Here is a 22,171-nt window from a genome sequence, read left to right as displayed (position 1 = left end):
AGATTAACGTGAGGTGACACCAAGGTCTTTACTAGTGTAAGTATTATCGTCGAGATTAAAGGCTTTGCGAGCAGTCAGTCGCTCCAAGGGACGACCGTAAAAGTGCAGATGGCGAATCACCGTATCCTCAATCTTAACGGCATGAATATCATCGGCTAATAAAGCAATGCCGCTACCCGGTCCAACTAACACGGTCTCACTCAGCGCTAAGGTGGCTTTACCTGGGACCGAGCCGTCATCAAGACGCTCATAGACAAAATTCTTCTCGGTGCCAACTACGCCAGCAATACAGGCCCACGTGGTGTGATCGTGGGGAACGATTTTTTTGCCCGGTTTCATCACATTAAGATAGAGGGTAAAGCCATCATCCGATGCTTGGTGAATTAAGTAGCGGTTTTGCAGGCTTTCGTCATTGGGTACTTCATACTGAGCTAGATTCCACCAATGTTGATGTGAGGCCAGTTCAATCAAGGCATGCATCACTTGATTAAGGCTTTGGCGAGTGACGCCATCTTGCATGTAGACTGCGGTTTGCTCAAAGAGCGTTTGTATGGCGGCTTCTTTGAGTGCCGTCTCTGCGGCCGTTAAATACTTACTATCACTCATCTACAGTCTCCTACTAGTCGTTTTAATTAACGCTAAGTGTAGCAGATAGCATAGCGCCGGAGCTATGGCTTTTCTCAAGTGATGATTTAGTAATTAGAAAGATTAGGTGGCGTTTTAAGCTATGATATTTGTTAAATATAGAGGAGGAAGTGATGGATCATATTTATGCGATTGATGGGATTGTTCCGGTCATTCATGAAAGTGCCTTTGTCCACCCGACGGCAGTGATTATTGGTGATGTGATTATTGGTCCTGGGGTGTATGTGGGGCCGATGGCGAGTTTGCGTGGTGATTTCGGTCGTATCGTGATGAAAGAGGGTTCAAATATCCAGGACACCTGCGTAGTTCATGGGGATGGGCGTCAAGACACCATTGTTGAGGAGGATGGTCATATTGGGCACGGTGCGGTACTGCATGGTTGCGTGATCGGGCGTAATGTCTTAGTCGGTATGAATGCGGTGGTGATGGATGAGGTCTCGGTTGGCGCAAATAGTATCATTGGCGCCATGGCCTTTGTGAAAAAGGGCATGATGATTCCTGAGTACAGTCTAGTGGCAGGTGCCCCTGCCAAAATCATTAAGCAATTAAGTGACGAGGACTTGCGGCATAAGATCTTAGGTACACACAAGTATCAGCGCTTAGCCAGACGCAGCAAAGCAAGTTTGGTGCGCGTGCAACCCTTGCGTGAGCTCCCAGCCGATCGCCCACGCTTGACCCCGGAGCAGATTCTGCCGGAGTATTTATTAAATAAATAAGGAGGTCATTGACTGATATGGCGCTGTTTGCCCCTGAGAAAATCAAAGAAAATTTCGAATTATTAGCCCAGCGTATTGCGGTAGCCTGCGAACGCGTTGGTCGTAGTCCGGACGAGCTGCGCGTGATCCCTGTGACTAAGGAGTTTGCGCCAACAGCCATTGAAGTGGCTTATGCGAATGGTTATAAGCAAGTAGGCGAAAACAAGGTGCAGGAGCTGGTTGATAAGTACGAGGCACTTAAGCAGGATGGTGCGTATGCGGATTTGGAGTTGATTTTAATCGGTCATTTACAAAGTAATAAGGCACGTTTTCTAGCCGATTATGTGAGTGAGTTTCATGCCTTGGATTCTTTGCGCCTCGCTGCACGTCTCAACCGCTTTATGGTAGAGGCAGGGCGGGTGCTGCCAGTCTACGTGCAGGTTAATACAAGCTTGGAGCAGAGTAAGTATGGTCTGCCGGTGGCAGAGACCTTGGATTTTATTGATGAGTGCGCAGCCTTTAGCCATTTGCGGGTGGTTGGTTTAATGACTTTGGCTATGAATAGTAAAAATGAGGAGGAAGTGCGCCAATGCTTCCGTACCCTAAGGCAGTTGCGTGACCAGGCACAGTTAAAGCATCCCACGGTGCGTCGTTTGTCGATGGGTATGTCGGGGGACTTTGAAATTGCCATCGAGGAGGGGGCGACCGATATCCGAGTAGGGCAAATGATTTTCGGCTCACGTGATATTCCGAATGAATTAGCACATTTCTGGCCTGAAGACCGAGCTCGTTAAGCCCTTAAGTCAAAAGCCGCCACACCATGGCGGCTTTTGATATCTATCGCTTCGCTTAGGACTTAGTCGGTGCGAATCTTAAAATACAAAACCCTATCACGGCTGAGAGAATTGAGCCGATAAAGACACCGATTTTGGCGAGGTCTTGGTGCTCAGCCTCAACAAAGGCAAGCATGCCAATAAATAGACTCATGGTAAAGCCAATACCGCAAAGCGTTGACACACCATAAAGCTGTAACCAAGTAGCGCCATGCGGTTTAGGCGCAAAGCCGCTTTTGATCATCAAAAAAACTGTCGCAAAGATACCGAGTTGCTTACCTACAAAAAGTCCCAGTGTAATACCTAAGACCACCGGATGAAATAGCTGTTCATAAGAGAAGGCGCCGAAGGAGACGCCGGCATTAGCAAAGCCGAAAATAGGAATAATTAAAAAGGAGACCCAGTTAGATAAGGCATGTTCCCAGCGTAATAACAAGGGCTCGGCATCATGCTGTGAGCGTGCCTTATCTGGCTCGCTAACGGGAATGGTAAAGGCCAAGATAACTCCGGCTAGGGTAGCGTGAATACCTGAATTAAGAATTAACCACCAGAGTAATAAGCCTAATACTAAATAGGGTAGGCTGCGCTGGTGGTTTTTAAGATTCAAGGTCGCCAGCATCGCGGTAACCACTAGCGCAATGAATAAATAAATGATTTGTAATTGTTGAGTATAGAATAGGCCGATAATGACGATCACAATTAAATCATCAATCACGGCCAAGGCCATTAAAAAGATTTTTAATGAGATGGGCACGCGACTACCCACCAAGGCCAAGATACCGAGTGCAAAGGCAATGTCTGTGGCGGCAGGTGAAGCCCAACCGGGGGCGGTTAGCGGTTCGTTCCAATTAAAATAGAGATAAATCAGTGCCGGTAGCGTAACCCCAGCAAAGGCGGCTGCAAAAGGAAGAATGCGCTTTTGACGGGTACCTAAGTCGCCTATTAAAAGTTCTCGTTTAACCTCTAACCCAACCAGTAAAAAGAAGATAGCCATCAAGGCATCATTAATCCAATGCAGTATGGATAGATTGAGGAATTTGGCTTCTAAGAAAGCAAAATAGCCATTGGCCAGAGCGGAGTTAGCAAAGACGACGCCGATAATTGAGGCCAGGATCAAAATTACGCCGGCCGCTTGTGGGCTATTAAGAATTTTTGCAGTAAAGCGTTGAGTATGTTGCGTCATAAGATGATAAGACCGTTTAAAAGCGGTTTGGTTTTTTTGCTAAAAGGGTTTTATTCTACCATCTATTCAGATTTTTGTAAGCTACTGAAAGCTGCATGATTAAGCCTTTTAAAACAATTGATTAGTCAATGATGTGGCTGAAATTGTATCGATTTAAAGGATATTTACTTACTTTTTAAAACGAAATTTAATGATCTTTGGCTTTGTAACAGGCTAAGATGAGAGGCATCTTGTTAAAGATTAAACGATTTTTTATTCGCTTATTTTCAACTTATTAAGGAGTAAGAAGATGAAGAAATTAGCATTTATTTTAGGTACTTCCGTGGCCTTAGCGACTAGTGCTTATGCTCAAACGGCTGCGGATGTCGCTGCCACCGATAGTTTAAACAGTAATGCCGAAATCCGTATTACGGAGAGTGTGGTGACTGCCACCCCAGTTGCAGAGGGTGAAGCGCGTATTGATGAGAAAGTGACCGTGACTGAAGTTGCGCCAAACCAAACGCCAAATCAAGCACCAAACCAAGCGGCAGCACCTTTGGCTCAAGAAGCTCAGGGTCTATGGGTTGGTACCGTACCTTGTGCATCTTGCCCTGGCATTGATGTTAAGCTAACGCTTAATGCTGACGGTACCTTTACTATGAACGAGAGCTATCGAGAATCGGCTGATGGTGAATTTAGTACCAGTGGTACGGCGAGTTATACCGCGACTAACGGTGTGCTTACCTTAACAACTGCTGATAATGAAAGCCGTCACTTGTTATTAAAAGACGGTCAATTACTATATATTGACGCCGAAGGTAACGCACGCGCTGATTATGTGTTAAAAAGAGCGCAGTAATTAGTTCTTAACATATTAATCCGTTTCCTAGGAAGTTCTTTATGAAAAAGTTAGCATTTGCTTTAGTTGGTGTGGTGGCTGCCTTATCCTCAGCCTGCGCTCAAGCGACCAAAGAAGCTCAGCCGCAAGCTGAAGAGATGAGTGTCAAAGAGGCGGTTGCCGATGCAAGCACTGAAGCTCAAGCAAATGCTGATCCTACCCCACATGTCGTGGATTGGGATGGACGATGGAGTGGCGTGATTCCCTGCGGTCATTGCGCTGGTATTGAGGTGGATCTTATTTTTAACACTGATGGTACCTATTTAATGCGTGAGGCTGAACTGGAATCACCTCACAAGGTCTCAGTCAATAAAGGTTCCTTAAGCTGGGATGAAGCGACACGTGTGTTGACTTTTAACGGTTATAAAGGTGCAAAAGGCGCTAAGTTGCGGATGCAGTTTGCTGAGGGTCTGGCCGTTTATCTAGATGCCCAGGGTAATTTGATGCCCGATTATCAATTGAGTAAACAGGCTGAGTATCGAGCCAGCTCACAGCAATTGATTTTGCCTTTACAAAGCATTCGGGTTGAGGATAATCATGTGTTTTTTAGTGGTTTATTAAACTTTAAAGAACCGCAAAACGGTGGTTTCAAGTCGGTCAAGGGTGAAGTGATGATTGATTGTGCCAAGCAGCATGTGAGCTTTAAGGATGCTGGCTATTACCCAGAAGCCGATGCCCTGGGTGAGCGTATTGTTGATGTGCCCCAAATGGTTAAGGGTGGTTGGAAGCTAGGCAGCAACAGCGAGGAGAGTGTGTTCTTGCAAGTGGCCGAGACCTTTTGTCCGACAATGTAGCATATAGCAGCTTAAGTCAACTTAAAAAGCGCCATTCTCATGTGAGAAACGGCGCTTTTCTTATGTTTGATGAGTTACTTCGTCGTGTCTAAGTTAGCGAGCTTTTGTTTTTGCTGCAGCACTTCAAGGGCGACTTGATAGCAATCATTGACATGGGCTCGGCCAACAATCCGCATCGCTGCATAACTAATGCCACCAGATAGGACAGGGCCTAAAAAGGGCACAAATTTAAAGCCGGTTTTGGCTGTGCTGGTAGCGGCAATTTTAGCACCAGCGGTAGTCACGGATTTAACCACCGCTTCGCGCGTAATGTATTTGCCGATTAAGCTGGTGCCGATTTTGGTAATGGCAATTAAGGTTATTTGCTTTAATTGCGGGTCTAAGGCTTCTACTTGCTCAGCGGATAAACCGAATTTCTTATTAATTTTGGGCAGTAGCTTCATCAAAATACTGACGTCTGTGGCGATATCCATGCCGGGGATCGGTACCGCCGCCACCGCACCTGAAAAGAATGAGCTGGTATTAACCATTTCATAGCATTCGTCGCGGATTCTAAGTAGCTGTAATTCCTCAATGGAGAGCTTTTCTTTATCTAGCGGCGTTGATTGACGACTTCGCGCTACGGTTGATTGGACGAGCTTGGTGAATTTGGACATATAAATACGCTTTGGAATGTGTTGAGAGTGCTTGAATACTCAATCATACTGCACTAGGCAGCTTCTTGCTATCAAGCAGGCGATGTTGGGGCTCCTTTTTTAGAGATGGGGTGGTTTGGAACTAATTCAAGGGGTTATAACCAACGCCGTACCTGCTGTTTATAGGCGCTAAACTCAGCCTTAAATTTGCTTCCTAACACACGCTCTTCAGGCATAATCTGAAATCGCGTTATATAGAGCAAGTAGAAGATAATCCCGATGCTTGCAAATAGGCTTTGTAAATACACGGCCCACGCTAAAAGTAAACATAATATGGCTAGATACATGGGATTACGACTATAACGATAAATACCTGTCATAACCAATTTAGTGCTCGCACTCGGGCGTTTTGGATTGGCTGTGGTTTTGTGACGAACAAAAGCGATAATGGCACTTAGACCGATAGCTAAAGCAAGCAGCATCAGTAAAGTGCTAATGATTAACTTTGCTTGCCAAGTGATATGAATGATGGGGAATAGTTTGGCCACAAAGTACATAAGTAGTGCGCTTAAAAAGGCGATAAGGGGTGGTGGTAGCAGGAGTTCTAAAGCTTTCATAGGCGATAGTTGCTGGGCTTGTGACGGCCTTGGCTTAGGTGGTGTGTGTAGGTAGGTGTTATGATTCAGCTTAGCACAGTAGTGGCGTGAACTGCAGTAGCGAGGAAAAGCGCTTGATGAAAGTGAGCGTGAGTTATGCTGGTATTTGAGCTGTGTGTCACTGTAGGGGGCGATTGTAGCATTATGGCAATAAAAAACTCGCTAAGCCTTAAAGCTAGCGAGTTTAAAGAATCTCTGGTGGCCTGGGGCGGAATCGAACCGCCGACACAAGGATTTTCAATCCTCTGCTCTACCGACTGAGCTACCTGGCCAACAAAAAATTTATTATATACAAAGATTGGGTAAATGTGAAGACTTTATTGAAAATTGATTAAAAATACTCAATTAATGATCTAAAGCCTGCTGAGTTGTTGTTTTTTGACAGCGCTTGTTTGAGTTGCGGCTGAGTTTTTACCACGCGTTGCCAAGATCGCAAATAGAAAGTCGCAATCAATCATTTCAGTTTGTGAAAAATAGCTAAGGGGCATATAATATAGCCTTATAAATAAGAATTATCGATAGTTTTTTTCTTTGCGAATTAAGGGCTTAACCGGTGCAGTCTGGCGTGCGTCTTAGTTTTTATTATCTAGTTTTGAGTCGATATGTCCACCGATGTTTTAACATTTGGCGTTAACCATCACTCTGCCCCGGTTGATATTCGGGAGCGAGTGTCGATGGCTGGTGATGTTGTATTACCGGCCTTACATGGTTTGCGTTCGATTTTTGGTAATTCGGTCAAAGAAGCGGCTATTCTCTCAACCTGTAATCGCACCGAGATTTACTGTGCCGCCGATCAATCGATTGCGGCTGACATCCCTGCTTGGTTGGCCGAGTTTAACTCATTAAAAGACGATGAGTTAAGACCCTATATTTACCAATTGGATCAGGATAAGGCGGTGCGTCATGCGTTTCGCGTGGCCAGTGGCTTGGACTCGATGGTTTTGGGTGAGGCGCAAATCCTCGGTCAATTAAAAACTGCAGTACGTACAGCAGATGAGGCAGGTACCCTTGGCTCTACGCTGCATCAGTTGTTTCAACGTACCTTTTCGGTCGCTAAAGAGGTGCGTACCAATACCGCCATCGGGGCGCAGTCGATTTCATTTGCGGCAGCGGCGGTGCGCTTATCAGAGCGGGTTTTTGGAGATCTCAAAAATAGCGATGTGCTGTTTATCGGTGCCGGTGAGATGATTGAGCTTTGTGCCGCACATTTTTCTGGTGCTAATCCTCGCTCCATCACCGTGGCTAACCGTACGCCTGAGCGTGGACAGCTACTAGCCTCCCGTTTTAATGGTGGCACCATGAAGTTGTCTGAGTTGCCAGAGCAGTTACATAAATTTGATGTGGTCGTGACCTGTACCGCCTCCACCCTACCTATTTTAGGCTTGGGTATGGTACAAAAGCTTAGTCGCAAGCGTCGTTCAAAGCCCGTTGTGATGGTTGATTTAGCGGTGCCACGTGATGTGGAGCCGGAGGTCGCTCAGCTGGATAATATTTACTTATACACGGTTGATGACTTAGGCCGCTACGTACAAATGGGTCAGGATTCGCGTCAGCGTGCAGTTGGGCAGGCCGAGGCCATTATTGATGCCCGCGTCTTGAATTTTATGCAATGGATGGAATCACGCCGTCTAGTTGTGCCGGTGATTCAGGGCTTAAACCAGCATGCTGAGAGCTTACGTCAAGCGGAGCTGGCAAAGGCTCGTCGACTGTTGGCTAGAGGTGAGGATCCCGAAGCGGTGCTTGAGTACTTAGCGCGCAATCTCACGCAGAAGTATCTGCATGCGCCGATGTCGCAGCTTAACCGTTCCGAGGGTGTGCAGCGTCAAGAGCTACTAAATATCGTGCCGCAGTTGTTTCCCTTTGAGTCAGAGCAGCATTAGCTAGGCTCCTTGTTATCTGCTTTGCTCGCCGGTACTGCGTAGGCGAGTGTTTTTACCCTATATTTCAACCTTCTTCCTAGATAGAATTTTAATTATGAAAGACTCAATGCGATCTCGCTTAGAGCAACTGTCTCACCGTTTAATCGAGTTAGATGCGATGTTATCTGAGCCTGAAGCTGTGAATGATATGGATAATTTTCGCAAGCTCTCACGTGAGCGTGCGGAAATCGATCCCGTGGTGCAGCTTTTTAATGAATATGAAGGTGCCGAAGCGGATTTATCAGCGGCGCAAGAAATGATGAAAGACCCCGAGCTCAAAGAAATGGGTGAGGAGGAATATCATTTACTAAAAGAGAAATTGACAGCGCTTGAAGACGAGTTACAGATTGAGCTGTTGCCTAAAGATCCGGATGACAGTCGCAGCGTGTTTTTGGAAATTCGTGCGGGTACTGGCGGTGATGAGAGTGCGCTTTTTTCTGGCGATTTATTAAGAATGTATACACGTTATGCGGAGGAAAAGGGCTGGCGTGTCGAGTTGATTTCTGAGGCGCCTTCTGAATTAGGTGGTTACCGTGAGGTGATCGCTAGAATTGATGGTGAGGGTGCTTATGGTCGCTTGAAGTATGAGTCCGGTGCGCACCGTGTGCAGCGTGTGCCCGAAACGGAGTCGCAGGGACGTGTGCATACTTCGGCGTGTACTGTCGCCATTATGCCAGAAGCGGATGAATTAGCCGAAGTGGTGCTCAATCCAGCGGATTTGCGTATTGATACCTTCCGTGCCAGTGGTGCAGGTGGTCAGCACGTCAATAAAACCGACTCGGCCGTGCGTATTACCCATATCCCTACCGGTATTGTTGCCGAATGTCAGGATGACCGTTCCCAACACAAAAATAAGGCTCAAGCCATGAGTGTATTGGCGGCGCGTATTAATGATATTCAACGCCAGGAAAGAGAGGCGGCTGAAGCAGCTGAGCGTAAAAGCTTAGTCGGTAGCGGTGATCGCTCTGAGCGTATACGTACCTATAACTACCCACAAGGGCGCGTGACAGATCACCGTATTAACTTGACCCTATATAAATTACAGCAAATTATGGACGGCTCTTTAGATGAGCTCACCGGTGCTTTAATGGCAGAGCGACAAGCAGAATTGCTGGCTGCTTTAAGCCATGACTAAGAGTCTACAGGATTGTCATCGTATTAGAGATGTGTTGGCGCTCCCGCAGTTGCCATTGTTAGAGCGCAGAATGCTGTTGGAATTTGTGTTGGATAAGCCGCGCGCTTGGTTTATCAGTCATGATGATGAAATACTGAGTACTGAGCACAAAGCGCAGTTGCAGGCGCTGTTTGAGCGTCGTTTGGTGGGTGAGCCCTTAGCCTATCTAATTGCTCAGCGCGAGTTTATGAGCTTAAGTTTTAAAGTCACACCCGCAGTACTGATACCGCGCCCAGAAACGGAGCTGTTGGTGGAACAGGTCATCGCCTTTTTAGAGGCATTAAAGGCTCAGGGTCTAAAGCGTCCGCGCGTCTTGGATATTGGTACTGGCAGCGGCATTATCGCGATTAGTATTAAGCATTATTTTCCAGAGGCTGAGGTATGGGCGTCGGATCTGAGTGCGGAGGCCTTGGCCATAGCCCGGGACAATGCACGCACGCTTCAGGTTGATATTGAGCTGCTACAAAGTGATTTATTTGAGGCATTCAACGCCTCAGACAATGGCTTTGATTTAATCGTCTCAAATCCGCCTTATATAGATCGTGACGATCCCCATTTGCAGCAGGGTGATGTGCGTTTTGAGCCGCTAATGGCCTTAACGGATAATGCCGATGGTTTGCGTTTGATCCAACGTTTAGTGGCTGAGGCACCGCGGTTTTTAAAAAGCTCGGCGCCAAATCAAGCGCTGCCAACCGCACTTTGGTTAGAGCATGGTTGGGAGCAGGCGGCGTCGGTGAGGTCGTTACTAACTCAACAAGGCTTTAAGCAGGTGCAAAGCCTGCAAGATTTGGCGGGTATCGAAAGAATTAGCGGTGGACTCTGGGATTCTGCCGCTTAAACCTAGGTCAAGCCCTATAAAGTTCAGGTGTATCGTGTTGTAAAGACCCGAATTAAGCTAAAATAAGCGTTTAGTATCCAGACAGTTATTGCACAGCGTGCAAGCGATTAGTAACGAATTTTAATTAAGGAAGTATGATGAGTACAGATGTTCGTACCTTTATTGATGAAACTGTTAAAGAGCACCCGGTGGTCTTGTTTATGAAGGGATCTGCCCAGTTCCCTCAGTGTGGTTTCTCGGCCAAGGCGATCAGTATTTTACGCGATTTGGGTGTGCGCAAATTAGTGACGGTTAACGTGCTTGATGATCAGGAAGTGCGTGAAGAGATCAAGGTCTACTCTAACTGGCCGACCATTCCTCAACTTTATGTTAAGGGTGAGTTTATTGGTGGTTCCGATATTATGGAAGAGATGCAAAGCAGTGGTGAGCTTAAAGAGCTACTTGACGCCTCAGGTGCGACTGCCGACTAGTTTTCATGAAAAAGCGATTAGTCATTGGGGTGACTGGAGCAACGGGCGCGATTTATGCGGTGCGTATGCTGCAGACGCTCCAGCAAATACCAGAGGTAGAAACGCACTTAGTGGTGTCTTCCTCTGGTGTTGTGAATTTAAAGTATGAAATGGGCATGGATCGTCATGAGCTCTATGCCATGGCAGATCATTGCTATCATTTCAAAGATATTGGTGCAACCCTTGCCAGCGGTGGTTTTAAGACTGATGGTATGCTGATTTTACCTTGTACCATGCATACCTTGGCCTCGTGTGCCATTGGCTTATCGGATAATCTGATTACCCGTACCGCCGATGTGCATCTTAAGGAGCGTCGTAAGCTGGTCTTGGTGGTACGTGAAACGCCCTTTAATCTAGCCCATTTACGTAATATGACGGCAGTCACCGAGATGGGCGGCATTATTTATCCGCCACTGCCTGCCTTTTATCATCATCCTAGCTCCATTGAGGAAATGGTGGCTCACACCAATGCGCGACTTTTGGAAATCTTTGATATTCGTGTCGACGCACCGACTTGGCAGGGCACTCAGGGCTAGTTAAGCCTTATTTTTATTGCTAGTAATACGCGCCGAGGCATCTGCGCTAAAGTGGCTGTCAATATCAATCGCACCTTGGCGTAATTCTCTGAGCGCACTCAAACCGTAGTGGGTACAGGCCAAAATTGCATAGACTGGCATCACTAAACCCATAAAGGGAATGAGGCAGAGTAAACCGCAAACCAAGCCGATAATCCAAAAGCCTTTATGATATTTTTTTAGAATAAATGTGCGCTCGGCGGGTGAGGCGTGCTCGGTAATGGCATCGACTTTGGCGATTTGGGAAAAGGCATAAGCGGTCCAAAAAACACTTAATACAATGGATGCAAAGGGGATTAGCCACAGTGGTAGGGTGACTAACCAACCCACCACAAAGATCACACCGACTTTGATCGCATTAAAGATACTGCGTGAATCGATAAATTTACCGCGCTTTTCCAGGTCTTGATAATGCGTCTTTGCGAGTAAACTGACTGCTAGCGGCGTCACAGCAACTGCAGCAACGGCTAAGCCAATCACTAAGCTAATGGCTGACAAGGCAATAAAGGCAATTAAAGCACTTAGCCAGTCGCTCAAGGTACTCATGCCCCAGAGCGAGGTAAAGCTGCTAAACCAACTCCATTTGTTGGCACTGGCGATAAACCAGTTATCCAAAGGGTTCCAGGCAACAATTAATAATAAAACTAAGCTAAGCACGGTCACGCCAAATGGCATCAGTACCGCCATCAGCATTTTTGGGTGAAGTTGACTGGCTAAGGCTTTGGCCAGCGCATCAATGGGAGTGACGTGGGTGGGCATCCTAGCGTATCCTTGATTTGAAAAAAGAGTTCTAAACGAAGTCATGAGGTGCGTGCAGCAATTCTCAAGTGACAGGCTATTATATGGTGTGAGAGGGCGATTAAATCAATACTTTTGGTAGCAATATGTAGACGAATTGTTTGGAAGGCGCAGAATTTTGTCTTTTTCTTAAAAGATGAGTAGATATATTTATAAAAAAGGAATATAATTTTCTACTTCCCTACGAGAACACGTTCTAGTGTTTTCAGTCAAATGCCCGGGTGGTGAAATTGGTAGACGCAGGGGACTCAAAATCCCCCGCCGCAAGGCGTGCCGGTTCAAGTCCGGCCCCGGGCACCACAAATCCCTCTAAGCTATCAATGGCTTAGGCAGCTATGGTTAGCTGCCGACTCTCCACGCTTTTCAATCTTCCATCATCTTCGCTAGTATAAATACTGCTTTTTAGAGCCCTTGGGCTGACGTATCATAACAGCTGGTTATTGTTAATTAATGGTATCTATCTTTAGAGGTAATTTCATGAGCGATTTGCGCATGAGTATTAATCTTGTGCTGAATAATGAGTTGCAGAGCGTAAGCGCTCATTATCCGACCAATAATATCACTAGCACCATGGTGCAGAGTGCGGCTGAGCGTTTGGAGCGCTTTGCGCCATTGTTGGCTTATTTATTTCCAGAATTGGAAAAATCGCAGGGTATCATTGAGTCAGAGCTGTTGCCCTTGACTCACTATAGCGCCTATGCCTCCAAGGGTGGACGCTTTTGGCTAAAGGGCGACCATGCCTTGGCGGTGGCCGGTTCGGTGAAGGCGCGCGGTGGTATTCATGAGGTCTTGGAGATTGTTGATGAATTAAGTGAGAAGTACTGTTTGATGCCAAATAACTCCGTTATCGATTTGTTGTCCGAACGCGCCCTAGAGGTTTTGGCTAAGTATCAGGTGACGGTAGGCTCCACCGGCAACCTTGGCATGAGTGTGGGGATTATGGCGGCTGCATTGGGGATGCAAGCTACTGTCCATATGTCAACTGAAGCCAAGGAGTGGAAAAAGCAGCATCTTCGTGAGCGAGGGGCGCAAGTCATTGAGCATGCTGGCGACTACAGCCAAGCGGTGGAGGTCGGGCGAACGGAGGCGCTAGCAGATGCCTTTAATCATTTCGTGGATGATGAGCATTCGATTTCTTTATTTTGCGGTTATGCCGTTGCCGGTCGCCGCTTAAAGGCACAATTGGAGCAACTACAGCTCACAGTGAATGCAGAGCACCCGCTGTTTGTGTATATTCCTTGTGGTGTTGGGGGCGCACCAGGTGGTATTGCCTATGGCCTAAAGGAGGAGTTCGGCGACCATGTGCATGTGTTTTTTGTGGAGCCTGAGGACTCTTCTTGCTTTGCGGTGCAGTTACAGCACCTTGATCAGCCGGGCATCAGTATTTATGATGTTGGACAACAGAATCAAACGGAGGCGGATGGCTTAGCCGTACCAGTGGCATCCCAATTAGCGGTTAAGGAAATGCGTCCACGTTTATCGGGTGTGGTGGTGATTGGTGAGGATAATTTACTGCGCAATCTGTATCTGCTAAAAGTGCAGGAGGGGATTCAAATAGAGCCCTCGGCTGCTGCCTCGCTGAGTGGGCCGCAAGCAATCTTCGATACCGCAGAGGGGCAGCAGTATCTGCAACAGCATGGTCTTCAGGAGTACATGCACCAAGCTAATCATATTGTCTGGGCCACTGGTGGTAGTTTGATGCCAGATTCGGAGTATCAGGCCTTTTGGAAACGTGGTATGGCCTTAGATAAGGCCTATAATAAGGCTTAGGCAGGGGCCTCAATTTAATCGTCGGAGAGCTTATTCATTGCGTTTACCTTGGCATGAATAAGCCCTTTTCTGTATTAACGTCTATTAGCGCTTAAAAAATAGCCAGCAAAGCGTTGTGTGCTATTTATCTATATTAACTAAAGCTATATTAGGTGGTGCTAACTTGATTTAGGATTAAACTTTTTCAATCACTGCTTGTAAAACATAGGGCTTTGTAGTGCCTTTTGCTCTTGAAATTGTCGATTCAGTCCTCAGCTAATAACACCATAGACTTTATGGTTAAGAATAATAGGATTTAAAATAATGGTAGATCAGACAAATCAAAGTCAGAATCAAGGCGCTGAAGCACGTACCATGGGTTTTCAGACCGAGGTCAAACAGCTTTTGCAGTTGATGATTCATTCCCTCTATTCCAATAAAGAGATTTTTTTAAGAGAGTTGGTATCTAATGCCTCTGATGCTTGTGATAAATTGCGTTTTGAGGCCATTGCTAATCCACAATTACTGGCAGATGATAGTGATCTGCGCATTCGCGTCAGTTTCGATCCGGAGCTAAAAACCATCACCATTAGTGATAATGGGATTGGTATGAGCGAGGAAGATGTGATTAATAACCTCGGTACCATTGCTCGTTCAGGCACCAAGGAGTTCTTTTCTAAACTCACCGGTGACCAGCAAAAAGATACGCAATTGATCGGTCAATTCGGGGTAGGTTTTTATTCTTCCTTTATTGTGGCCGATGAGGTGGTAGTACGTACCCGCCGTGCCGGTTTGGCTGCGGATGAGGCGGTCGAGTGGCAGTCACGGGGCGAGGGTGAATTTAGTATCAAGCCCATTAGTAAAGACAGTCGTGGTACGGATATTATTTTATTCTTAAAAGAAGATGCTGAAGAGTTTTTAAATAGTTGGAAGCTACGCAGCATTATGCAGCGCTATTCTGATCATATTTCCATTGCCGTACAAATGGAGCAGGAAAATTACGATCAGGAAACGGGCGAAACCACCAAGCGTGGCGAATGGGAAACCATTAACCAAGCGAGTGCGCTGTGGACGCGTAATCGTAATGAGATCAGTGATGAGCAATATGCGGAATTTTATAAGCATATTAGCCATGACTTTGAGGATCCCTTAGCCTGGACCCACCGCCGTGTTGAGGGTCGTAATGAGTACACACAGCTACTCTATATTCCTAAGCGAGTGTCTTTTGATCTTTGGGATCGTGATGCTAAACATGGCGTGAAGTTGTACGTGAAGCGTGTCTTTATTATGGATGACGCAGAGCAGTTATTGCCGATGTACTTACGTTTTGTGCGTGGGGTGATTGATTCCTCCGACTTGCCCTTAAACGTCTCTCGTGAAATTCTGCAAGAAAGTCGTGATGTCAAAGCCATTCGTGATGGTTCGACGCGTAGCGTCTTGTCTTTACTAGAGGATTTAGCAGAAAATCGCCCAGAGGATTATAAAGCTTTTTGGAGTGAGTTTGGTCAAGTGCTAAAAGAGGGTATTGGTGAGGATCGTGGTAATCAGGAGCGCATTGCGAAGTTATTGCGCTTTGCTTCAACGCACGATAATTCGGATGCCCAAGAGGTTAGCTTGGCGGATTATGTGTCACGTATGAAAGAGGGGCAGGATGCCATTTATTATGTGACTGCCGATAGTTTTGCGGCCGCTAAGAGTAGTCCTCATTTAGAGATTTTCCGTAAAAAAGGCATTGAGGTCTTGCTCATGTCTGAGCGGGTTGATGAATGGATGGTCTCTTTCTGGACGGAGTTTGAGGGCAAAAAGCTAGTCTCGGTTTCCAAAGGTGCTTTGGATTTAGATGCGCTTGCCGATGAGGATGAGAAAAAACGTCAAGAGGCGGTGAGTGAAGAATTCAAGCCTTTAGTTGAAAGACTGGAGCAGGCCCTTGGTGAACAAATTAAAGAGGTTAAAGTGTCTTGGCGCCTAGTCGATTCACCGGCTTGCGTGGTTGTTGGTCAGCATGAATTAAGCCCGCACTTGGTCAGTATGTTAAAAGCGGCTGGTCAAGAGGTGCCTAATGTCAAACCGACTTTGGAAATTAACCCAGAGCATGCCTTGATTAAGCGTATTGAAGCCGCTAGCGATGAGGATTTTGCCGATTGGGCTAGTGTGTTGTTAGATCAGGCCATGTTATCAGAGGGGGCGCAGATCGCTGATCCTGCCGCTTTTGTGAAACGCATGAATAGTTTATTTTTAAAGTAAATTATCTGGTTTAAAGGTCGATAGCTGCGAGCGCTTTAAGTAGCCATTAACTCGAGCGCTGCAAGCACCATAGCAAAAGCAAAAAAGCCCACTTTTTCCATCAGGAATCAGTGGGCTTTTATCATGTCGGTGCTTACATTTTAAAGTGCTCACCCAGATAGACCTTACGCACATCCGGGTTCTGAATGACCTCGCTCGGGGTGCCGCTTGTTAGCACCTTACCCTCACTAATGATATAGGCGCGGTCACAAATGCCTAAGGTTTCTCGTACATTATGGTCGGTGATTAAAACGCCGATTTGACGCTCTTTTAAGAAGCGGATAATGCGCTGAATCTCAATCACGGCAATGGGATCGACGCCGGCAAAGGGCTCGTCCAGCAGGATAAAGCGTGGTTGCGTAGCAAGGGCGCGAGCAATTTCTACTCGACGACGTTCACCCCCGGACAGCGACATAGCTGTATTGCTGCGTATATGTTGAATCTGTAACTCATCCAGCAGCTGCTCTAATTTTTCCTTAATCTGTGCTCGAGTAAAGCGCTTAGCCGTAGTCTTATCATACTGCAACTCTAACACTGCCTGAATATTTTGTTCAACCGTTAAACGTCTAAAAACCGAGGCATCCTGGGGTAAATAGGATAAACCTAGTTTAGCGCGTTGATGAATGGGATAGGCGGTGATTTCTTTACCGTCTACCTCAATGCGACCAAAATCAGCTGGAATCAGGCCAACAATCATATAAAAGCTGGTGGTTTTACCGGCGCCGTTAGGTCCAAGTAAACCCACCACCTCACCGCTGCGTACGGTCATTGAAACATCTTGTACCACCGCTCGCTTACCATAGACCTTACGTAAGCCGGTGACTTGCAGTAGATTGAAGGCTTTACTACTGGCTGTGTTTTGCTTGCTCAGTATTTCTGTCTCAGGCATAGTGCTTTTTAGATATCGGGAGTTTGAATGCTGGAGGGCATGGGTTTGCCCTGGTACTTGCTACGACATGCTTCGACTGCACGATCAGCCTTACTACGAGGCTGTACCAGTGAGCGCACGCGACCAGGTTCGGGGCTTTGGGGGCCGCCTTGAGCGGCATAGGTTTTATTTTTGCTATCATAAACCACCCGTTCGCCCCGTACCGTATCCACCGGTTGACCGCATACATAGCGGGTGACAACAGCCTGCCCAATCATGGTGACTACCTCAGTCTTGCCGTTATACTCAGCGCGTGAGCCGATCGCTCGAATTAGCTCGTAGTTTTCTAAATCCTCTTCCAGTAGTTCCACAAGTTTAGAAGAAGTCATGGTGGCTTTGCCGTGTCTAAAGCCCTCGGCATCTTCGACAATATTTAGCTGGTCGGAGCTAAGTCTAAAGAGACCGCGGGTGAGGATCACATTACCACTGAATTGGGTGGTTTTAGAGAGATCATCATAATTTAAGGTATCAGACAACACCAGGGTCTCGGGCTCTTGCGCCTGCTCTGTTTGAGCGTAGGCATAGGAACTGAGTAAGACGCTAAGGCTAAGTGCTAAGGCGGAGAAAGTGTTCATAGGCCTCTTTAATTTGAGTTGCTGTTAGAGTTAGGCATATCCTTAGGCGCAATACGTACGCCGCTATTGGCATATACCTCCAGTTTTCTGGTGTTATTATTGTATTTCATTCCCTCACCTACTAAGCGAGAATCACCCTGAATCACGATCGCCGGTTCATCGGTTTCAATGATATCCTCATCCGGGTGAACGATGAGCTTTTCGCTGGTGATGTCTAATGCCTTGCTGTCAGCGGTAGGAAAACGATGTACATGCCCTTTGCCCAGCATATGGATGAGCGATACATTATTATAAGCCCAAGCAGTGTTAGAAGAGGCAATAACGCGTGGTGAATCGGGCCGCTGACTGATAAGCTGAGGCTTACTAATCTCGTAGGCGCCGTTATGCGGATAATGTCGCATTTCTGAACCGTCCAAGCGGGTCACTGGCAAAGCATCGGCATCGGCCTGGAGCATGGTAAAGCTACCAGACCAAGCATCCGGCTCACGACTCTCGGCAACCTGAGTCTCTACTGGAAAGGCACGGTCGGCATAATCCGCTGCCCACCATGTGATAGCAACCAGTCCCAACAGGATAAAGCAGGCGATGATGGCCGGTAGACGATCTTTCATACGGGGTCCTGCAGTAGCGTTTATTGAATGACTTCACCGATCATTGGCTGCTCATGGCTGAGAAGCGGTCCGAGTAGACCCTGACTCGCTAGAATCATATCGCAATGCTCGCGCGCAGCACCATGACCACCGGCTAATTGACTCACCCAATCGGCAGCTTGCTGTACATAGACGGGCGCATTTGGGACTGATAAGGCGAGTCCGACGCGACGCATGGCGGGGAGATCAATCACATCATCACCGATAAAGGCCACCCGTTCTAGCTCGATAGCTAGGGTTTTGCTGAGCTCAACTAAGGCATCAGCCTTGTTGCGGACATTTTGTAGTAAATGCGTGATACCCAATTCGGCGCTGCGGCGGGTGGTGATTTCACTTTGGCGACCCGTCATGAGTGCGACCTCAATGCCGCTTTGCTTAAGCATTTTAAGGCCGTGCCCGTCTAGCGCATGAAAGCGCTTTTGACTTTCACCATTGGCTGTATAGTACAAGCCACCATCGGTTAGTACGCCATCCACATCAAAAATCACTAATTCGATCAGACTGGCGCGCTCTTTGACCGCAGCGGGTATTTTAGAAAGAACTAAGGATTCGACCGGGTGGGGGATATGAGGTTTTTTCATAAGACTATCTTTATCGTGAGTGATGGATTAAATGACTTTGGCGCTCATTAAATCATGCATATTAAGTGCGCCCACTAAAGCGCCATCATCGTCAATCACAATGATTTGGCTTAATTTGTTTTGTTCCATCAATGAGGCCGCATCAACCGCTAGGGCCTTAAAATGAATGGTTTTAGGATGATGGCTCATCACATCCTGGATTGTTAAATTGCGTATATCACCCTCACGGGAAATTAAACGGCGTAAGTCACCATCCGTAAAAATGCCGATGGGCTTGCGCTGATTATCGATAATAATCGTCATGCCAAGATGCTTGGCGCTCATCACCGCTAAGGCCTCGGGCAGCAGGTACTCGGGCGTGATGATCGGCAAATCCTCGCCACTGCGCATCACATCCTGTACATGCGTGAGTAAACGTCTACCAAGGGCTCCGCCTGGGTGTGATAAGGCAAAATCCGCAGCTCCAAACTCTCTAGCTTGTAAACACGCAATCGCCAAGGCATCACCTAGCGCCAAGGCAACGGTGGTGCTATTAGTCGGGGCAAGATTTAAAGGACAAGCCTCACGCTCAATGGCGCCGTCTAAATAAACATCGGCCAGCTTGGCTAAATCCGACTGACGGTCACCAGAGATGGCAATAATTTTAGTGCCTAAGCGCTTGACCACGGGTAAGCTAGTGGAGAGCTCAATGCTTTGCCCTGAATAAGAGATGGCCAACACAATATCACTGCCAGTCACCATGCCCAGATCGCCATGCAGGGCCTCTGCGGAATGGACAAAAAATGCGGGTGTACCGGTAGACGCAAGGGTGGCGGCGATTTTGCGACCGATATGGCCGGACTTACCAATCCCCATCACCACCACACGCCCCTGACAAGCGAGGATTAACTGTGCTGCGGCAACAAAGTCATCACCCAAGCGCTGTCCAAGTTGAGTCAGCGCCTCGGCTTCGGCAAATACGGTTTGCTGGCCAGTCGCTAGAATCAATGCGGGGTCAAAGCTTTTTTTGTTGTCCATATGCAAAATTATACGTTAGGCGGCAGACTAATGCAGTGCTTTAATTGTTTAATCGTTATAATGAAACGCTGTGTTTTCATTGTTTAAGAGCTGCAAAAGAGATGAGTATCACTGACCCCCGCCAACGTGTTCTTAACACGATTCGTAATATTCCCGACTGGCCTGAAAAGGGCGTTACCTTTAGGGATATTACCCCTGTTTTACAGGACCCCGTCTGTTTTCGTTCGCTCATTGATATTTTCGTGTATCGCTATATGCGTACTCGTATCGATTTGGTGGCTGGGGTAGATGCGCGTGGTTTTATTGTTGGTAGTGTGCTGGCATATGAACTAAATGTTGGTTTTGTGCCAGTGCGCAAAAAGGGTAAATTGCCCTTTGATACCTTGTGCGAGGATTATGAGCTAGAGTACGGTACCTCCTCCGTAGAAATTCATACTGACGCCGTGCGTCCAGGGCAGCGCGTTTTATTGGTGGATGATTTAATTGCTACCGGTGGTACGATGTTGGCAGCGAGCCGTTTGCTACAGCGTTTGGGGGCTAATGTCGTGGAAGCGGTGTGTATTATTGATTTGCCCGAGCTCGGTGGCTCTAAGTTGATCGAGGAAGAGGGGCTTAACGTATTTGCGGTGTGTCAGTTTTAGTGCATAGCGCACAGTATGATGGTAGCCCATGACACAGGTTTGGGCTACCTATCACTAGGCTAGTGGCTACCGAGGAACCATTTATAGCCCGGATTATCCGTCTCATCCACATAGGGATAGCCGATATTGGCTAAAAAGCTTTTTAATTGCGGATTATCTTTTTCCGGTACTTGAATGCCGACCAAAACCTGGCCAGAGTCGCCGCCATTATTGCGGTAGTGGAATAAGCTGATATTCCAATCCGGGTTCATCTGCCCTAAGAAGTTTTTCAAGGCACCAGGCTTTTCCGGAAACTCAAATCTAAACAGTTGCTCATTAACCGCAAAGGGTGAGTGACCACCTACCATATAGCGCAAATGCGTTTTGGCTAGGCTGTTTTTGCTGAGGTCATGCACTTCAAAGCCGGCTTTCTTAATTTCCTGATGGAGCTCATCCGCTTCACTCGCGTTATGAATGGCGACCCCTAAGAAAATATGTGCAATATCTGCATGTGAAATGCGATAGTTAAACTCCGTCACGGGACGATTGCCTACCGCCTCACAAAGACGTCTGAAACTACCCCTTTCTTCAGGGATCGTCACGGCTAGCAGCGCTTCTGTCGCCTCACCCACATCGGCACGTTCAGCCACAAAGCGCAAACGGTCGAAGTTCATATTAGCGCCGCTATTAATTGCTACAAAGGTACAGTCCCGTAGCTGATGCTGTTGAATATATTTTTTCGTGCCGGCCAGTGAGAGTGCGCCGGAGGGTTCTAAGACATTACGCGTATCTTGGAACACATCCTTAATCGCTGCACACACCTCATCCGTGGTCACGGTAATAAAATCATCCACATGCAGCTTGGTCAGGCGGAAGGTCTCGGCGCCTACCTGCTTTACCGCCGTACCGTCAGAAAAAAGACCGACCTCTGGTAAGTTAACTCGGCGATTGCGCTGCACACTTTTTACCATGGCACAGGAATCCTCAGTTTGTACGCCGATGATCTTGGTTTGAGGCTTGAGCGCTTTGATATAAGCGGCCACACCGGCAATTAAACCACCCCCACCAATGGGTACGAAAACCGCATCAATATGATTAGGGTGTTGCTGTAAAATTTCCATCGCCACGGTACCTTGACCGGCAATCACATCGGGATCGTCAAAGGGGTGGACAAAGGTTAGGCCCTCTTGCTCCTGCAGCTTGACCGAGTGAGCGTAGGCATCAGAATAGCTGTCACCATGTAACACGACCTCACCACCAAAGCGCTTAACCGCATTCACCTTGACCTCAGGGGTCGACACCGGCATCACAATCACGGCTCTACAGCCAAGCTTGTTGGCAGAGTAGGCCACGCCTTGGGCATGGTTACCGGCTGAGGCGGCAATCACACCGCGCTTTAAAGCCTCCTCGGGAAGATTGGCCATTTTATTGTAGGCACCACGTATCTTAAAGCTGAACACCGATTGCATATCCTCGCGCTTTAGTAAAATCGTATTGTGCATACGGGCAGAGAGGATGTTGGCCCTTTCGAGGGGAGTTTCAAAAGCAACGTCATAGACTTTAGAAGTCAAAATGCGTTTAAGATAGTTGTCTACAGCCATGATCTGAGGTGCTAATTAGCTAAAGTGTATATAGGA

At 47.2% G+C, this 22,171-nt stretch carries 23 protein-coding genes and 2 tRNA genes; 13 read left to right on the top strand and 12 right to left on the bottom strand.

Annotated elements, in window-relative coordinates:
- Positions 1-3 precede the first annotated feature (3 nt).
- The gene (locus HMPREF3144_RS00490; RefSeq protein ID WP_070475636.1) at positions 4-606 is read right to left on the bottom strand and encodes a cysteine dioxygenase family protein; all 603 of its coding nucleotides are present in this window, start codon (positions 604-606) and stop codon (positions 4-6) included.
- Between the two features lie 152 nt (positions 607-758).
- Between HMPREF3144_RS00490 and HMPREF3144_RS00485 the strand changes: the two genes are divergently transcribed.
- A complete protein-coding gene (locus HMPREF3144_RS00485; RefSeq protein ID WP_018025904.1) occupies positions 759-1,361 on the top strand; it encodes a hypothetical protein in 603 nt (200 codons plus the stop codon).
- Positions 1,362-1,378: 17 nt separating this feature from the next.
- Complete coding sequence (locus HMPREF3144_RS00480; RefSeq protein WP_070475633.1) at positions 1,379-2,134, top strand: YggS family pyridoxal phosphate-dependent enzyme; 756 nt, start codon at positions 1,379-1,381, stop codon at positions 2,132-2,134.
- Between the two features lie 55 nt (positions 2,135-2,189).
- On the opposite strand, the gene nhaA is transcribed toward HMPREF3144_RS00480, so the two are convergent.
- On the bottom strand, positions 2,190-3,356 hold the full coding sequence (gene nhaA, locus HMPREF3144_RS00475) for a Na+/H+ antiporter NhaA (RefSeq protein WP_070475630.1): 1,167 nt from the start codon (positions 3,354-3,356) through the stop codon (positions 2,190-2,192).
- A 289-nt stretch (positions 3,357-3,645) separates the two neighbouring features.
- On the opposite strand from nhaA, the gene HMPREF3144_RS00470 reads away from it, so the two are divergent.
- Entirely contained in the window at positions 3,646-4,194 is a 549-nt protein-coding gene (locus HMPREF3144_RS00470) for a copper resistance protein NlpE (protein WP_070475627.1), read from the top strand.
- Positions 4,195-4,235: 41 nt separating this feature from the next.
- Positions 4,236-5,027, top strand: coding sequence for a copper resistance protein NlpE (locus HMPREF3144_RS00465; protein ID WP_070475624.1), 792 nt, complete (start codon positions 4,236-4,238; stop codon positions 5,025-5,027).
- A 74-nt stretch (positions 5,028-5,101) separates the two neighbouring features.
- On the opposite strand, the gene HMPREF3144_RS00460 is transcribed toward HMPREF3144_RS00465, so the two are convergent.
- The 3 genes from HMPREF3144_RS00460 to HMPREF3144_RS00450 all read right to left on the bottom strand — a co-directional run bounded on the left by HMPREF3144_RS00460 (position 5,102) and on the right by HMPREF3144_RS00450 (position 6,590).
- Entirely contained in the window at positions 5,102-5,683 is a 582-nt protein-coding gene (locus HMPREF3144_RS00460; RefSeq protein WP_018025899.1) for a hypothetical protein, read from the bottom strand.
- A 134-nt stretch (positions 5,684-5,817) separates the two neighbouring features.
- Positions 5,818-6,279 (bottom strand): methyltransferase family protein, encoded by a 462-nt coding sequence (locus HMPREF3144_RS00455; protein WP_070475620.1) that lies wholly within the window; start codon positions 6,277-6,279, stop codon positions 5,818-5,820.
- A 235-nt stretch (positions 6,280-6,514) separates the two neighbouring features.
- A tRNA-Phe gene (locus HMPREF3144_RS00450) sits at positions 6,515-6,590 on the bottom strand.
- Between the two features lie 330 nt (positions 6,591-6,920).
- On the opposite strand from HMPREF3144_RS00450, the gene hemA reads away from it, so the two are divergent.
- The 5 genes from hemA (at position 6,921) to HMPREF3144_RS00425 (ending at position 11,294) form a co-directional block, all read left to right on the top strand.
- Entirely contained in the window at positions 6,921-8,198 is a 1,278-nt protein-coding gene (hemA, locus tag HMPREF3144_RS00445; protein WP_070475617.1) for a glutamyl-tRNA reductase, read from the top strand.
- Positions 8,199-8,292: 94 nt separating this feature from the next.
- Positions 8,293-9,372 (top strand): peptide chain release factor 1, encoded by a 1,080-nt coding sequence (gene prfA, locus HMPREF3144_RS00440; RefSeq protein ID WP_036557984.1) that lies wholly within the window; start codon positions 8,293-8,295, stop codon positions 9,370-9,372.
- The gene (gene prmC, locus HMPREF3144_RS00435; RefSeq protein ID WP_070475614.1) at positions 9,365-10,249 is read left to right on the top strand and encodes a peptide chain release factor N(5)-glutamine methyltransferase; all 885 of its coding nucleotides are present in this window, start codon (positions 9,365-9,367) and stop codon (positions 10,247-10,249) included. The genes prfA and prmC overlap by 8 nt, the downstream gene beginning before the upstream one ends.
- Positions 10,250-10,386: 137 nt before the next feature.
- A complete protein-coding gene (gene grxD, locus HMPREF3144_RS00430) occupies positions 10,387-10,719 on the top strand; it encodes a Grx4 family monothiol glutaredoxin (protein ID WP_070475611.1) in 333 nt (110 codons plus the stop codon).
- A gap of 5 nt (positions 10,720-10,724) precedes the next feature.
- Complete coding sequence (locus HMPREF3144_RS00425; protein ID WP_018025892.1) at positions 10,725-11,294, top strand: UbiX family flavin prenyltransferase; 570 nt, start codon at positions 10,725-10,727, stop codon at positions 11,292-11,294.
- On the opposite strand, the gene HMPREF3144_RS00420 is transcribed toward HMPREF3144_RS00425, so the two are convergent.
- On the bottom strand, positions 11,295-12,092 hold the full coding sequence (locus tag HMPREF3144_RS00420; RefSeq protein ID WP_018025891.1) for an EI24 domain-containing protein: 798 nt from the start codon (positions 12,090-12,092) through the stop codon (positions 11,295-11,297).
- Between the two features lie 254 nt (positions 12,093-12,346).
- Here HMPREF3144_RS00420 and HMPREF3144_RS00415 point away from each other — a divergent pair.
- The 3 genes from HMPREF3144_RS00415 (at position 12,347) to htpG (ending at position 16,124) form a co-directional block, all read left to right on the top strand.
- Positions 12,347-12,431: transfer RNA gene (locus tag HMPREF3144_RS00415), tRNA-Leu, on the top strand.
- A 192-nt stretch (positions 12,432-12,623) separates the two neighbouring features.
- Positions 12,624-13,901: a D-serine ammonia-lyase gene (locus HMPREF3144_RS00410; RefSeq protein ID WP_246823818.1), complete on the top strand. Its 1,278-nt coding sequence runs from the start codon at positions 12,624-12,626 to the stop codon at positions 13,899-13,901.
- 303 nt (positions 13,902-14,204) lie between these two features.
- Positions 14,205-16,124 (top strand): molecular chaperone HtpG, encoded by a 1,920-nt coding sequence (gene htpG / locus HMPREF3144_RS00405; protein WP_048768014.1) that lies wholly within the window; start codon positions 14,205-14,207, stop codon positions 16,122-16,124.
- Between the two features lie 133 nt (positions 16,125-16,257).
- Here htpG and lptB read toward each other — a convergent pair whose 3' ends face one another.
- Genes lptB through HMPREF3144_RS00380 form a run of 5 tightly spaced genes read right to left on the bottom strand, consistent with a single transcriptional unit; the run spans position 16,258 to position 19,914 of the window.
- Complete coding sequence (lptB, locus tag HMPREF3144_RS00400) at positions 16,258-17,052, bottom strand: LPS export ABC transporter ATP-binding protein (protein ID WP_018025888.1); 795 nt, start codon at positions 17,050-17,052, stop codon at positions 16,258-16,260.
- An 8-nt stretch (positions 17,053-17,060) separates the two neighbouring features.
- The gene (lptA, locus tag HMPREF3144_RS00395; RefSeq protein WP_018025887.1) at positions 17,061-17,666 is read right to left on the bottom strand and encodes a lipopolysaccharide transport periplasmic protein LptA; all 606 of its coding nucleotides are present in this window, start codon (positions 17,664-17,666) and stop codon (positions 17,061-17,063) included.
- An 8-nt stretch (positions 17,667-17,674) separates the two neighbouring features.
- The gene (lptC, locus tag HMPREF3144_RS00390; RefSeq protein WP_018025886.1) at positions 17,675-18,277 is read right to left on the bottom strand and encodes an LPS export ABC transporter periplasmic protein LptC; all 603 of its coding nucleotides are present in this window, start codon (positions 18,275-18,277) and stop codon (positions 17,675-17,677) included.
- A 20-nt stretch (positions 18,278-18,297) separates the two neighbouring features.
- Positions 18,298-18,897 (bottom strand): KdsC family phosphatase, encoded by a 600-nt coding sequence (locus tag HMPREF3144_RS00385; protein WP_018025885.1) that lies wholly within the window; start codon positions 18,895-18,897, stop codon positions 18,298-18,300.
- A gap of 27 nt (positions 18,898-18,924) precedes the next feature.
- A complete protein-coding gene (locus tag HMPREF3144_RS00380; RefSeq protein ID WP_070475605.1) occupies positions 18,925-19,914 on the bottom strand; it encodes a KpsF/GutQ family sugar-phosphate isomerase in 990 nt (329 codons plus the stop codon).
- Between the two features lie 101 nt (positions 19,915-20,015).
- On the opposite strand from HMPREF3144_RS00380, the gene HMPREF3144_RS00375 reads away from it, so the two are divergent.
- On the top strand, positions 20,016-20,555 hold the full coding sequence (locus HMPREF3144_RS00375) for an adenine phosphoribosyltransferase (protein WP_018025883.1): 540 nt from the start codon (positions 20,016-20,018) through the stop codon (positions 20,553-20,555).
- A 59-nt stretch (positions 20,556-20,614) separates the two neighbouring features.
- On the opposite strand, the gene ilvA is transcribed toward HMPREF3144_RS00375, so the two are convergent.
- Positions 20,615-22,135: a threonine ammonia-lyase, biosynthetic gene (gene ilvA, locus HMPREF3144_RS00370; protein WP_036558003.1), complete on the bottom strand. Its 1,521-nt coding sequence runs from the start codon at positions 22,133-22,135 to the stop codon at positions 20,615-20,617.
- Between the last annotated feature and the right edge of the window lie 36 nt (positions 22,136-22,171).

The organism is Oligella sp. HMSC05A10 (assembly GCF_001808335.1).
In the GTDB taxonomy this organism is placed as follows: domain Bacteria; phylum Pseudomonadota; class Gammaproteobacteria; order Burkholderiales; family Burkholderiaceae_B; genus Oligella; species Oligella urethralis.
This window is presented reverse-complemented; position numbering and strand designations above follow the sequence as displayed.